Source organism: Pigmentiphaga sp. (assembly GCF_033795525.1).
Lineage (GTDB): Bacteria > Pseudomonadota > Gammaproteobacteria > Burkholderiales > Burkholderiaceae_B > Pigmentiphaga.
Genome location: NZ_JARYGM010000002.1, coordinates 553,511 through 566,343, shown reverse-complemented (window position 1 = coordinate 566,343; position 12,833 = coordinate 553,511). Strand labels below are relative to the sequence as shown.

10 protein-coding genes are annotated in these 12,833 nt (G+C 66.3%); 3 read left to right on the top strand and 7 right to left on the bottom strand.

The genetic code is table 11. From position 1 onward, the window contains the following. Positions 1 to 142: 142 nt before the first annotated feature. From QHC78_RS07385 to QHC78_RS07355, 7 genes are all read right to left on the bottom strand, one after another. Entirely contained in the window at positions 143 to 280 is a 138-nt protein-coding gene (locus QHC78_RS07385; RefSeq protein ID WP_319743231.1) for a hypothetical protein, read from the bottom strand. Next, complete coding sequence (locus QHC78_RS07380; protein ID WP_319743230.1) at positions 277 to 1,698, bottom strand: efflux transporter outer membrane subunit; 1,422 nt, start codon at positions 1,696 to 1,698, stop codon at positions 277 to 279. Before QHC78_RS07380 ends, QHC78_RS07385 begins: the two co-directional genes overlap by 4 nt. 5 nt (positions 1,699 to 1,703) lie before the next feature. Beyond that, on the bottom strand, positions 1,704 to 2,612 hold the full coding sequence (locus QHC78_RS07375) for an HlyD family secretion protein (protein WP_319743229.1): 909 nt from the start codon (positions 2,610 to 2,612) through the stop codon (positions 1,704 to 1,706). Continuing rightward, entirely contained in the window at positions 2,602 to 2,808 is a 207-nt protein-coding gene (locus tag QHC78_RS07370; protein ID WP_319743228.1) for a DUF1656 domain-containing protein, read from the bottom strand. Before QHC78_RS07370 ends, QHC78_RS07375 begins: the two co-directional genes overlap by 11 nt. Next, positions 2,798 to 4,852, bottom strand: coding sequence for an FUSC family protein (locus QHC78_RS07365; protein ID WP_319743227.1), 2,055 nt, complete (start codon positions 4,850 to 4,852; stop codon positions 2,798 to 2,800). The genes QHC78_RS07370 and QHC78_RS07365 overlap by 11 nt, the downstream gene beginning before the upstream one ends. After that, entirely contained in the window at positions 4,849 to 5,319 is a 471-nt protein-coding gene (locus QHC78_RS07360; protein WP_319743226.1) for a MarR family winged helix-turn-helix transcriptional regulator, read from the bottom strand. Before QHC78_RS07360 ends, QHC78_RS07365 begins: the two co-directional genes overlap by 4 nt. Before the next feature lie 307 nt (positions 5,320 to 5,626). Then, on the bottom strand, positions 5,627 to 6,640 hold the full coding sequence (locus tag QHC78_RS07355) for a LysR family transcriptional regulator (protein ID WP_319743225.1): 1,014 nt from the start codon (positions 6,638 to 6,640) through the stop codon (positions 5,627 to 5,629). A gap of 135 nt (positions 6,641 to 6,775) precedes the next feature. Here QHC78_RS07355 and QHC78_RS07350 point away from each other — a divergent pair, with 135 nt between their 5' ends. The 3 genes from QHC78_RS07350 to QHC78_RS07340 are packed head-to-tail and all read left to right on the top strand — an operon-like array spanning position 6,776 to position 12,717. Beyond that, entirely contained in the window at positions 6,776 to 8,008 is a 1,233-nt protein-coding gene (locus QHC78_RS07350; protein WP_319743224.1) for an efflux RND transporter periplasmic adaptor subunit, read from the top strand. Positions 8,009 to 8,021: 13 nt separating this feature from the next. Beyond that, positions 8,022 to 11,216, top strand: a complete 3,195-nt coding sequence (locus QHC78_RS07345) for an efflux RND transporter permease subunit (RefSeq protein ID WP_319743223.1) — start codon at positions 8,022 to 8,024, stop codon at positions 11,214 to 11,216. Between the two features lie 22 nt (positions 11,217 to 11,238). Then, positions 11,239 to 12,717: an efflux transporter outer membrane subunit gene (locus tag QHC78_RS07340; RefSeq protein ID WP_413816426.1), complete on the top strand. Its 1,479-nt coding sequence runs from the start codon at positions 11,239 to 11,241 to the stop codon at positions 12,715 to 12,717. The last annotated feature ends 116 nt before the right edge of the window (positions 12,718 to 12,833 follow it).

The window sequence follows — 12,833 nt, the reverse complement described above, 5'->3', positions numbered from 1 at the left end:
ACGCTATCGGCTACGTTGTGCTCCTCGATGACCGAGCGCACCGTGTGCCCCTTCGGCGGCCGAGCGAACGTGCATTCCTGGGTGGGCGGCATGGGGGAAGGCTTCCAATCGCTCAGGACTTCTCGCTTTAGCGTTAACACGCCTAGGGCAACTCCGCGGGATAACTGTCCAGCGCCAGCGAGATCTGGCGCCGGATATCCCAACCCGCCAGCGTCGATTGGACCGCGCCGTAGTAGACCCTGTTCTTGACCACGAACCGCAGTTCGTAGCGGCGGGTCATTCCCAGCCGCCGCCCAGGGCCAGGAACAACGCAACCTGGTCCGAGGCCAGTTGTCCTTGCGCGGCGGCCAGTGCGCTTTCAGCATTGGCCAGTGTCCTGTCGGCATCCAGTGCGGTCAGGAAATCGGTGCGGCCCACGCTGTATAGCTTGCGGGCCTGTTCGGCCGCCTCGCGGTTCCGGTCGCGCGCTGCGCGCAACGCAGCGCTGCGGTCCAGGTCGCGCGCGTACACCGCCAGGGCGCTGGACGTCTCTTGTAAAGCGTTGAGCACCGCCGCATCGAATCGCGCAAGGGCAGCCGCGCCGCTGGCCTCGGCCTGGGCAATGCGGCTGCGCGCCAGGCCGGTATTGGGCAGGCTCCACGAAATGAGCGGGCCCAGGCTCCAGCGGAAGGCGTTGGCGGCGCCGAATCGGGAAAGGGCCCCGGTGCTGCCGGCTGAAAGGCCTAGCGTGATGCTGGGATACAGGTCAGCCGTGGCTACGCCTATGCGCGCCGTGGCGGCAGCGAGCGCGCGTTCGGCCTGCCGGATATCGGGGCGGCGGCGCAAAAGCGCCGCGCCGTCGCCGGCCGGGACGGGCTCGTGCAAGGCAAGCGGCGTGTGGCAATCGGCCAATGAGGCAGGCAAGCTGCCCGGCACCTGGCCCGTCAGCACCGCCAGTCGATAGAGTGCGGTCGCGCGCTGGGCTTCGAGCGGCGGGAGCGCTGCGCGCAGCTGTTCGAGCTGGCCCTGCGCGCGGCTGACGTCAAGTGACGTGCCGCGACCCATGTCGGTGCGCTTGCGGGTAAGCGCCAAGAATTGTTCCTGCAAAGCGATCGATGCGCGGGCAACTTCCAACTGCCGTCCCGCCGAGCAGACCTGGGCATAGGAACGCACCGTATCGGCCGCCACGGTCACCCGGGCCAAGTCATAGGCGGCCTGCGCGGCTTGTGCGTCTGCGTTGGCCGCTTCGATCGCCCGTGCGATCTTGCCGAACAGGTCGACCTGGTAGGACACACTGGCGCCGGCGTCATAGCTGCCGGTGTCCGGCATCGCATCAGGAAGTCCCCGGGCGGCGGCCGAGGCGCGTCCGTATGCCGGCGCCGCACTTACCGAGGCGCCGGGACGCCGCGCCGAGTCAGCTTCGTCGAGCGCAGCGGCAGCGCGTTGCAGGTTGGCCGACGCGACGCGCAAGTCGGTATTGGCGGCAAAGGCTTGTGCGATGAGGCCGTCCAGCGCCGGGTCGTCGTAGAGCCGCCACCAACGCGGCGGCAGCGGGGAGGCCTGGGCGGCGTGGGCTTCCAGCCCCGCCAGGGGACCCTGGGCAGCCTGGAGCCGGACCGCGGCGTGTTCCGGGATCCGGTAGTCTGGCCCGACGGTCGAGCAGGCGGCCACCGCCCCCAGCACCGCCAGCGCCATGCAGCGTAGGGCAAAGGTTCTCATGGCATTCATCCCGCCGTCCGCTCTTGCCCACCCTGTTCGTGGACTTCCACCGTCGCGGTCTGTCCAGCCACGAGCCTGGTCGAGGACGGTAACCGGTCGATCGCGACCCGTACCGGGATACGCTGCGCCAGGCGTACCCAGTTGAACGTGGGATTGACATTGGGGAGCAGGTTGGACGCCGTGCTCCGGTCGCGGTCGGCGATGCCCTCGGCGAAGCTTTCCACATGCCCTTGCAGAGGTTCACCGCTTCCCATTAGCGATACGGTAACGGGATCGCCGACGTGGATGCGGGGCAGCTTGTTTTCCTCGAAATAGCCTTCGACATAGAAGGAATCCCGGTCGATCAGGGCCATGACGGCATGACCGGCCGTCACGTAGCTGCCTGCGCGCAGATCGAGGTTGGTGATGTAGCCGTTGACCGGCGACACCACGGTGCTGCGTGCGAGGTTGAGCTTGGCCAGGTCGAGATTGGCCAGCGCCTGGGCCAGCGACGCGCGCAACTGTTCGACGCGGGCCATGGACTGTTCACGGGTTTCCTGCGCCACCAGCTCGCCCAGCTCGCCGTTGCGGCGGACTTCGCGCGTGGCTTGGGCGAGCGCCGCGCGTTGCGACTGGACCGCGGCCTGGGCTTGGCGCAGCGCCAGCTCGTAGCGCGCCTTGTCGATCTCGAACAGCACCTGGCCCGCGCGCACGAGTTCGTTGTCGCGGACGCGAACCTGTGTGACTTGGCCCGTTACGTCGGGCGCAACTTGGATGACATAAGCCTTCACGCGGCCGTCACGGGTCCACGGCCGGACTTCGTAGCGTTGCCACAGCGTCCAGCCCGCGGCGATGGCGATGGCCAGCACCAGCATGGTCAATGCGAACCGGCCGACGGCCGGCAGGGATATCTTCTGAATCACGTTAGAACCCATCAGTAAACAAGAAGGACAGTCCTCCCAGCACGATCACGAACAGACAGGTGTCGAACAGCGGGGGATGCCATACCAGGCGATACAGGCCGGTCCGGGCCAGGACCCGGCCAAGCAGCCTCGTCACCGCGAGCGATGCGAGGGCCAGCACGAGCAGGGTAGGCACGTAGAGGCCATACAGATTGATTTCACCGAACATGGTCGGACTCCAGGTTCGAAGATGCGGGTTGGTAGTCGGCTGCATCGGGATAAAGATCCCGGCGGATGCCGCCCAGCGCAGCGACGGCGTCGCGCTGCTCGGGTGAAGGCGCCAGCGCACAAGCCGCACGCATGGTGGCGTCGAGGCGCTGGAGCAAAGGCGCGGCGGGACGCTGGGCCGGCCCCTTGCGGCTGTCGAAGAAACCGGAGAGGGACAGCAGCAGGGGGCGCAGGGGCAAGCCGTCGCGTTCCAGCCGCGGCTGGACCCGCAGCAATTGGGTCATGTTCAGTCCCAGCCGCAGGTCGGCCAGCGCATCCACGCCTTGCAAGCTGGTGTTGTCGCGCGCTGCCGCCAAGCGGGGCGCAAGCAGCGCGAGGCGGTCCAGCATGCGGGCGGAGATTTCCGTGACGGTGGCTTCCCGCACCGAACGGGCGCGGCCCAGCTGCGCCAGTTCCTGCCAATTCGCGCGCAGCAGCCGCGCGGCGCTATGGTCGGCACTGATGGTCCGGAACACGCGCGTGCTGACCGCGGCGGCGACGATACCTACGACCTGGGCGATCATGCTGTTGGCGAAGGAGACCAGATCCGCCGTCTGCGTATCGTGCAAGGCGAGGGCCGAGATGACGCCAAACAGGAAGGCCAGCGCGGGGCCCATCGTGGCCGGCCGCGCGATGAAGACGCCCAGCAGCATGAACAGCGGTGCAGTGGCCAGGACTAGCATCTCGAAACTGTGCACGGCGGGCAGTACCGCCAAGAGATAAAACGCCGAGCACGGTATCGAGAGCAGCGTGTACTTCAGGAAGACGCGGATCGCGGGGACCGGATTGTCCAGCGTTGCGAACAGGCAGCAAAAGACGGCAGCCATCAATGCCGAGCCCGAGCCGGCCTGCCAGCCGGAAGCGATCCAGAACAGGCAGCAGCCGAGGATGGCCACCGCGGCCGCGAACGCCGACAGCAGCGCCAGTCCCCGGTCGGTGTGCAGCACCCGGGGAGACAAGCCGGGTTGCTCACGTATCGATTCGGCCCGAGCGTCGTGCAGGCTGGCTTCGATATCTGCACGCAATGCGCGGGAGTCGGCGCATACGTTGATCAGCGCGCGCAGCCGCGAGCCGAGGCTCAGTTCGAGGATCTGCGGCCAGCTCATGGCTGCCGTAACTGCCGGCATATTCGCTTCGACGGTGCGAACCAGCGCGGCGACCTCTGCCGGGTCGCGTCGGCTCCCATCGCGTACCCAGGCGGCGACGTCCTGCATCGCGGTGCTCCAGCGCCGGGTCCAGGTGCCGGGCATTTTGCGCAGCACCTCCACGCGGTCTTCGATGGCCGAGAGCAGCGGCATCATGAGCGACAGGCGGTCCTGCACGGCGTGTATGGCGTTCGATGTCCAGCGCAGGTGCGAGGTGTCGAATGGCAGGTGGGTCGCCATCAGCCGCAAGTCGGTGATATCGGCAGCCAGCTTGCGGCGTTCCTGCCGTTGCGCGTCGGTCCTTCCCGCCAGCGCATCGGTGATCCATTGCTGCGCGTCGCCATAGGCGCGCTGAATGCGGGCCAACAGCACCGGACCGATGCCTTGCGGGAGGACCAGGCTGTGGACCAGCGTAGCGCAGGTGATGCCCAATATGATTTCCTCTACCCGGGCCAGGGAGGTATCGAAGATCTGGTCAGGCTGCGTGACCGTGGGAAATCCAATCAGCGCGGCGGTATACCCGGCCAGCATGAAGAGATACGACCGGGGTGTGCGGTCGAGCAGCGAGACGTACAGGCACAGGCCGACCCATAGCGCGAACGTCAGGGACAGTAGCTCGGGGGCGTTGGCCAGCAGCGGCACCGTAGCCAGCGCCATGGCGGATCCGAGCGTAGTGCCTGCTAGGCGGTAGACCGCCTTCGACCGCACCGCACCGGCTAGCGGACTGGCAACGATGTAGGCCGTCATCATGGCCCAAAACGGTCGCGGCAGGCCGATGCGCAGTGCCACGTAGAGGGCCAGCATCGCTCCCGCATAGCTTTTGAGCGAGAACAGGGCCTCGGAAACCGTAGGAGCTTTCATGACGATGACGCGGAGTCCGAGTCCTGTCCGAGTCGAACGATCGCCGATTGCAAGCTTTCGAGTACGCGCAGGCAGGCGTCGATGTCGCCTGCCGGCATCCCGGCAAACAACTTCCGCCGGAAAGGAATCAAGGCAGCCTCGATGCGGTCGGCGCATTCGCGCCCCGCGGCCGTCAGGTGGAGCGACTTGGCGCGGCGGTCGGTGGTGTCCTCGCGCCGTTCGACCAGCCCGAGTTCGATTACGCGGTCCAGCACGCGGACCACGGAGGACGGTTCGATGCCGAGCGCTTCGGCCACGGCCCCGGGCCGCGCGCCGTCGCCGAGCCGGCTGATCATGAGAACCGGCCATGCCGTCGCCTGCGACAGCCCGAAATCCGCGGCCATGTTGTCGGCGGCGGACTTGTAGGCGCGAGTGGCCTGGCCGAGCGACATGGTCAGCCGTGCGAGTTTTGCATCTAATTTTTCCATGCCAAATATTAGCATGGAAACTATTTTCTTGTGAATAAACTCCGTCCCACCCGTCCGTATCGGGTTGCATTGCGCGAGGGCCTTTTGCGCAGCACCCGCTTGTCGTTGCTGGTGGCCGCAGGACTGGCTGCGTTCTACAGGGGCCGGTGTGGAAGGAGATCCCGCGGCTGGCTCCATGCTCGAGCCTGGAAGCCGCGGTGTTCTACCTGTCGCCCGGCGTCCGTACGGACGTCTACCGGCAGGAGCTGGACGTTTTCGCACCTTGCCGGAAACCGGCGCCGGCATTGCAGGGCAGGAGTGGATCGTCCTAGAACACGCTCTCGGCTACGTTGTGCTCCTCGATGACCGAGCGCACCGTGTGCCCCTTCGGCGGCCGTGCGAACGTGCATTCCTGGGTGGGGGGCATGGCATGGCAACCTCCCAGCAGCGGGCAACGGCTGAACAGTTCGGCAACCCAGTCCACGAATACCCGCACCTTGGGCGAGAGGTGGCGGTTGTGGAGGTAGACCGCCGAGATGGGCATGGGCGAAGGCTTCCAATCGCTCAGGACTTCTCGCAATTGTCCCGATTCGAGATAAGGCTGCACCATGTAGCGCGCGGGCTGGATCAAGCCGAAGCCTTGCAGGCCGCATGCCACGTAGGCATCGGAGTCATTGACCGAGACGATGCCCTTGACCTTGACGTCGGTCGGGACCCCGTCGACGATGAAGTCGAAGTCTATGGTGCGTCCGGTGCGCGTGGAAAAGTAGTGCACCGCATGGTGCTGCGCCAAGTCCTCCAGCGTGCGCGGCTCGCCATAGGTTTCCAGGTAAGAGGGCGCGGCGCAGGTCAGGCTCTCGAAGGTCGCGATGCGCCGCGCCACCATCGAGGAATCCTGCAGTTCGCCGACCCGGATCGCGCAGTCCACCGCCTCCTGGACCAGGTCGACCGGGCGGTCGCCCATGCCGATGACCAGTTCGATGTCCGGATAGCGCTCGTGAAATTCGCATAGCGAGGGAATGAGGATGGAGCGCCCGATGGAGGCAGGGGTGTCTATCCGCAGCCGTCCCTTCGGGCCGCGCGATACGTCGCGGAACGAGGCTTCCGTTTCCTCCAGGTCCGCCAGCAGCCGCAGACAGCGCTCGTAGTACGAAGCACCGTCGGGCGTCAGGCTGATCTTGCGCGTGGTCCGGTTCAGCAGCCGGACCTGGAGCAGGCGCTCGAGATTCCGGATGGTGGTACTGACGGTGGCGCGCGGCAGTCCCAGGCTATCGGCGGCAAGGGTAAAACTGTTGGCTTCCACGACACGGGTGAAAACCTGCATGGCTTGGAATCGGTCCATGGAGACTCCTGGCAGCGGCAAGTGATTGTTCGTTTGAAACGAATAGTGTTTGTAAAAAAGCAGGATTTATCCCGCTCAAGATAACACTCAGAATCGGGCATCGCCATATTCCCCTATACGAGCCCGAGGTCTTTCATGTTTCGTTTTCGCAAACGCACGGTGGTGGTCGCGCTGGCCATCGCCGTGATCGGCACGGGTGGCCTTGCCGCCTCCCGTATGACTGCGCTGGCCGGACAAGAGGCGCCCGCGCCGGCGCCGCAGGCTGCCGTGGTCGACGTCGCGGAGGTCGTCAACCGCACCATCGTCGATTGGCAGGCCTATTCCGGCCGGCTGGAAGCGGTCGACCGGGTCGAGATCCGGCCCTTGGTATCCGGCACGTTGACCGCCGTGCATTTCAAGGACGGCGCCCTGGTCAAGAAGGGCGACCTGCTGTTTACCATCGATTCGCGGCCGTACGCCGCCGAAGTAGCGCGCATGCAGGCCCAGCTGGCAGCAGCGCAGGCGCGCGAGGCCTATACGGCCTCGGAGTTGGCGCGGGGCGAGCGACTGCTGGCCGATAACGCTATTGCGCGGCGCGATTTCGAGGAAAAACAGAACGCCGCCAGGGAAGCGTCGGCCAATCTGGCCGCGGCGCGGGCCGGCCTCGAGGCGGCGCGCCTGAACCTGGAGCACACCCGCATTACCGCCCCCGTCAGCGGGCGGATTTCACGCGCGCAGGTTACGGTCGGCAACGTCGTTGCTGCCGGCGCCGGCTCGGCGCCGCTCACGACGCTGGTCTCGACCGCGCGGATGTACGCGGCCTTCGATGTGGACGAACCGACCTATTTGAAGATCGCCCAGGCCAGCCGCGCCGGTTCCGGCACTATCCCGGTCCACCTCGGGCTGGCTGACGAGGAAGGATATCCGCGCCAGGGCGAACTCAGCTTCATCGACAACCGGCTCGACGTCGCATCGGGCACTATCCGCGTACGGGCAGTGTTCGACAACCCGGATGGACAACTGATCCCCGGTCTCTACGCGCGTGTGCAATTAGGCACGGGAAAGCCGCGCGAAGCGTTGCTGGTGGATGAGCGCGCCGTGGGCACGGACCAGGACAAGCGATTCGTGCTGGTGCTCGATGGCGCCAATCGCACGGCATATCGCGAAGTGCGGCTGGGCGCGACAACCGGGGGGCTGCGCGTGGTCGAGTCGGGGTTGAAGGCGGGTGAGCGCATCGTCGTCAACGGGTTGCAGCGGGTGCGCCCGGGCGAACCGGTCGAGGCGCGCCCGGTGCCCATGGCTGGATCGGCGAGTCAATTCACAGGCGAGGGGCCGTCAGCGGCGCCGGCGCGCCAGGCCCCCGCCGCACGGCCGGCCAAGCAAGTCTGAGACGGGCGCAAGCATGAACATCTCCAAGTTCTTTATAGACCGGCCTATTTTTGCCGGCGTGCTGTCCATTCTGGTCTTGCTGGCCGGCGTATTGGCCATGTTCCAGCTGCCCATTGCCGAGTACCCGGAAGTGGTGCCGCCTTCGGTAGTGGTCCGGGCGCAGTATCCGGGCGCCAATCCCAAGGTCATTGCCGAGACTGTTGCGTCGCCGCTGGAAGAGTCCATCAATGGCGTCGAAAGCATGCTGTATATGCAATCGCAGGCCAATAGCGATGGCAACCTGACGCTGACGGTCACCTTCCAGCTGGGCATGGACCCGGACAAGGCGCAGCAGCTGGTGCAGAACCGGGTCTCGCAGGCCTTGCCGCGGTTGCCCGAGGACGTGCAGCGCCTGGGCGTGACCACCATCAAGAGCTCGCCCACGCTCACTATGGTGACGCATCTGATCTCGCCGGACGACCGCTACGACATTACCTATCTGCGCAATTACGCCTTGCTCAACGTCAAGGATCGCCTGGCGCGCATCCCCGGCGTAGGGGAGGTCCAGCTGTGGGGGGCGGGCAACTACTCGATGCGGGTCTGGCTGGATCCGCAGAAAGTCGCGCAGCGCGGGTTGACGGCCTCCGACGTGGTCGCCGCCATTCGCGAGCAGAACGTCCAGGTAGCGGCCGGCGTGATCGGCGCATCGCCCAGCACGCCCGACGTATCGCTGCAGCTGTCGGTCAATGCTCAGGGACGCCTGCAGACGGAATCGGACTTCGCCAACATCGTGCTCAAGACTTCGCCGGACGGCGGCGTCACCCGGCTGTCGGACGTCGCCCGCGTGGAGCTGGCCGCCGCCGAGTATGGACTGCGCTCGCTGCTGGACAACAAGCCCGCGGTGGCGCTGGCCATCATGCAATCGCCCGGTGCCAATGCGCTGGCGGTGTCCGACCAGGTGCGGGCTGCCATGCGGGAGATGGCGCAGGATTTCCCGCCGTCGGTCGACTATCGCATCGTCTACGATCCGACGCAGTTCGTGCGCGCCAGCATCAAGGCGGTGGTGGCGACGCTGCTCGAAGCCGTTGCGCTCGTGGTCCTGGTCGTGATCGTATTCCTGCAGACCTGGCGCGCCTCCATCATTCCGTTGCTGGCGGTACCGGTATCCATCATCGGTACGTTCGCGCTTATGCTGGGCTTCGGCTATTCGATCAATGCCTTGTCGCTGTTCGGGATGGTGCTTGCCATCGGCATCGTAGTGGACGACGCCATCGTGGTCGTGGAGAACGTCGAGCGGAACATCGCCGCCGGACTGACGCCGCGCGAAGCAACCTATCGCGCCATGCGCGAGGTCAGCGGGCCGATTATCGCCATCGCGCTGACCTTGGTCGCGGTATTCGTTCCACTGGCGTTCATGACGGGCCTGACGGGCCAGTTCTACAAGCAGTTCGCGATGACCATCGCGATCTCGACCGTCATCTCCGCATTCAACTCGCTGACGCTGTCGCCGGCGCTCGCGGCGCTGCTGCTGCGCGGGCACGACGCGCAGCCCGATCGGCTTACGCGCGTGATGAACCGGTTGTTCGGGGGATTCTTCCGCCGTTTCAACCAGGTGTTCGGCAGCGCGTCGGAACGCTACGGGCGCAGCGTGGGCGGCGTCATTTCCCGCAAGGCGTCCGTCATGGCCGTCTACGGCGTGTTGCTGGCGCTGACGGCGGCTGTTTCCTACGTCGTGCCGGGCGGCTTCGTTCCCGCCCAGGACAAGCAGTATCTCGTCGCCTTCGCGCAACTGCCCAACGGCGCGTCGCTCGACCGTACGGAAGCAGTGATTCGCAGGATGGGCGATATCGCGCTCAAGCAGCCGGGCGTGGAAAGCGCCATTGCCTTTCCCGGCCTGTCGATCAACGGGTTTACCAACAGCTCGAGCGCGGGGATTGTCTTTGTCTCGCTCAAGGACTTCCACGAGCGCAGTAGCAAGGAGACCTCGGCCGATGCCATTGCCGCCGCGCTCAACCAGCAGTTCGCCCAGATCAAGGAGTCCTTCATAGGCGTATTCCCGCCGCCACCGGTCATGGGGCTGGGGACGCTGGGCGGCTTCAAGCTCCAGATCGAAGACCGCGCGGCGCTGGGCTATGCCGAACTGGACGCCGCGGCCCAGGCTTTCGTCGCAGCGGCGCAGAAGGCGCCGGAGCTGGGCCCGACGTTCAGCAGCTACCAGATCAACGTACCTCAGCTCGACGTACGGCTTGACCGGGTCAAGGCCAAGCAGCTGGGCGTCGCGGTCACGGATGTGTTCGATACCATGCAAATCTATCTGGGATCGCTATACGTCAATGACTTCAACCGCTTCGGGCGGGTCTACCAGGTCCGTGCCCAGGCCGATGCGCCGTTCCGCGCCCACGCCGACGACATCCTTGCGCTGAAGACCCGCAACGCTGCCGGCGAGATGGTCCCGCTGTCGTCGCTGGTGGATGTGCGTCCGACCTACGGGCCCGAGATGGTCGTGCGATACAACGGCTACACCGCAGCCGACATCAACGGAGGCCCGGCGCCGGGCTACTCGTCGGACCAGGCGCAGGCGGCCGCCGAGCGTATCGCGGCCGAGGTGTTGCCCCGCGGCATGAAGCTGGAATGGACGGACCTGACTTACCAGAAGATTCTTGCCGGCAATGCCGGTGTCTGGGTGTTCCCCATCAGCGTGCTGCTGGTCTTCCTGGTGCTGGCAGCCTTGTACGAGAGCCTGACCCTGCCGCTGGCCGTGATCCTGATCGTGCCGATGAGCATCCTGGCTGCGCTGACCGGCGTCTGGCTGACCGGTGGGGACAACAACATCTTTACCCAGATCGGCTTGATGGTGCTGGTCGGGCTTGCGTCCAAGAACGCCATTCTCATCGTCGAGTTCGCACGCGAGCTGGAACTGCAGGGCCGCACGCCGGTCCAGGCGGCCATCGAGGCAAGCCGCCTGCGCCTGCGCCCGATACTGATGACCTCAATCGCGTTCATCATGGGGGTGGTGCCGCTGGTGACCTCCACGGGCGCCGGCTCCGAAATGCGCCATGCCATGGGTGTGGCGGTGTTCTTCGGCATGCTGGGTGTGACGTTGTTCGGCCTATTCCTCACGCCGGTCTTCTATGTCTTGCTGCGGCTGGCAGGCGGGGCGCGCAAGCTGCATGCCGCCGCGCCTCACGAGGCGCCCATCGTGGCCTCGGCAGCCCACGCGGAGCGTTAACGGAATGGAACGAGAGAGTGACATGGAAATGCAATTTCGAAGCCTGGGCCTGGTCGGGGCTTGGCTGGCTGCGCTGGTACTTGCCGGATGCTCGGTGGCGCCGGCTTACGAAGCGCCGCAGGCCGACGTGCCGATGGCCTTCAAGGAAGCCGCCGACGGCAAGTGGAAAACCGCTGCGCCGGCAGAGGCCGCGCATAGGGGAAAGTGGTGGACGGTGTTCGGCGATCCGGTGCTCGATGAGTTGGAAGAGCGGGCAGGGCAGGCCAACCAGAACCTCAAGGCCGCCGTGGCACGGCTGGCCCAGGCGCGAGCCAGGTTGCGGGACGCCGAGGCCGGCCGCTATCCCGGCGTGACCGCGGGCGCCGGACCCACCCGCCAACGGCCCTCGCCGGCATCGCAGGGCCTGCCTGCGGATGCTTCGACCGACGCGTCGACGCTGTGGCGTGCGCAGGCCACGGTGTCCTATGAAGTGGATCTGTTCGGGCGCGTGGCGGCGAGCGTGCAGGCGGCGACGGCGCAAGCCGAGCAGAGCGAAGCCTTGCTGCGTTCGGTGCAGCTCTCCCTGCAGGCGGACGTGGCCCAGGCCTACTTCCTGGTACGAGAGCTGGACGCCGGCCAGGCGCTCTACGCGGGTACCGTGGAACTTCGCGAGCGCACCCTGGCACTGATACAGCGCCGCTACGACGAAGGCGACATCAGCGAGCTCGACCTGGCCCGCGCCCGGACCGAGCTGGCGTCGGCGCGGTCCGAAGCGCTGGATATCGCCCGTCAGCGCGCCGCAGCCGAGCATGCGCTGGCCATTCTATTGGGACAGGCGCCGGCCGGTTTCACGCTGCCGGCCCGTCCGCTCACCCGCGTGGCGGTATCGGTGCCGCCGGGCTTGCCCTCCGCGCTGCTGGAGCGGCGGCCGGATATCGCTGCGGCGGAGCGGGCGATGGCGGCCGCCAACGCCCGGGTCGGGGTGGCCCGGACGGCCTTCTTCCCCCGCCTGGAACTCACCGGTGCATTGGGCTATGAGTCGGCGCAACTCGGGGACTTGTTCAACTGGTCCAGCCGCACGTTTTTGTTCGGGCCGCTGGTAGGCACGATGCTGAGCCTGCCGATTTTCGACGGCGGGCGGCGCGAAGCCGGCCTGCAGGCCGCGCGCGCAGCCTATGAAGAGGAGGTGGCCGTCTATCGGCAGACCGTCCTGAACGCTTTCAAGGAAGTCGAGGACAATCTCTCAAACCTTCGTATCCTGGCCGACCAGTACCGGGCGCAGGACGAGGCCGTGGCCTCGGCTGCGCGCGCCGCGCGGCTGTCGCAAATCCAGTACCGCGAAGGCTCGGTGAGCTACCTGGACGTGATCGATGCCGACCGCAGCGTCCTGCAGCAACGGCGCGCCGCGACCCGGCTGGATGGCGAACTGGCACGATCGACGGTGAATCTGATCCGCGCGCTGGGAGGCGGGTGGGATGGCCCGGCTCCCACGGCTGTGTTGCGTACGGATCAACCTTCGTAACAAGCCGTCGCGCCGGATACGCCGGTGCGAGCCGTGACGGCTTTGCTGTACAGAACGCTTACATTGTTGCGTGCGTCGACGGTAGTACCGGCATGCAAGGCGCCTACACTGAATTG

Bases quoted from the DNA above. Each gene is read 5' to 3' on its own strand.
- QHC78_RS07380 (WP_319743230.1), bottom strand. From the start codon at position 1,698: ATGAGAACCTTTGCCCTACGCTGCATGGCGCTGGCGGTGCTGGGGGCG.
- QHC78_RS07350 (WP_319743224.1), top strand. From the start codon at position 6,776: ATGTTTCGTTTTCGCAAACGCACGGTGGTGGTCGCGCTGGCCATCGCC.
- QHC78_RS07385 (WP_319743231.1), bottom strand. From the start codon at position 280: ATGACCCGCCGCTACGAACTGCGGTTCGTGGTCAAGAACAGGGTCTAC.
- QHC78_RS07365 (WP_319743227.1), bottom strand. From the start codon at position 4,852: ATGAAAGCTCCTACGGTTTCCGAGGCCCTGTTCTCGCTCAAAAGCTAT.
- QHC78_RS07370 (WP_319743228.1), bottom strand. From the start codon at position 2,808: ATGTTCGGTGAAATCAATCTGTATGGCCTCTACGTGCCTACCCTGCTC.
- QHC78_RS07345 (WP_319743223.1), top strand. From the start codon at position 8,022: ATGAACATCTCCAAGTTCTTTATAGACCGGCCTATTTTTGCCGGCGTG.
- QHC78_RS07375 (WP_319743229.1), bottom strand. From the start codon at position 2,612: ATGGGTTCTAACGTGATTCAGAAGATATCCCTGCCGGCCGTCGGCCGG.
- QHC78_RS07355 (WP_319743225.1), bottom strand. From the start codon at position 6,640: ATGGACCGATTCCAAGCCATGCAGGTTTTCACCCGTGTCGTGGAAGCC.
- QHC78_RS07360 (WP_319743226.1), bottom strand. From the start codon at position 5,319: ATGGAAAAATTAGATGCAAAACTCGCACGGCTGACCATGTCGCTCGGC.
- QHC78_RS07340 (WP_413816426.1), top strand. From the start codon at position 11,239: ATGGAAATGCAATTTCGAAGCCTGGGCCTGGTCGGGGCTTGGCTGGCT.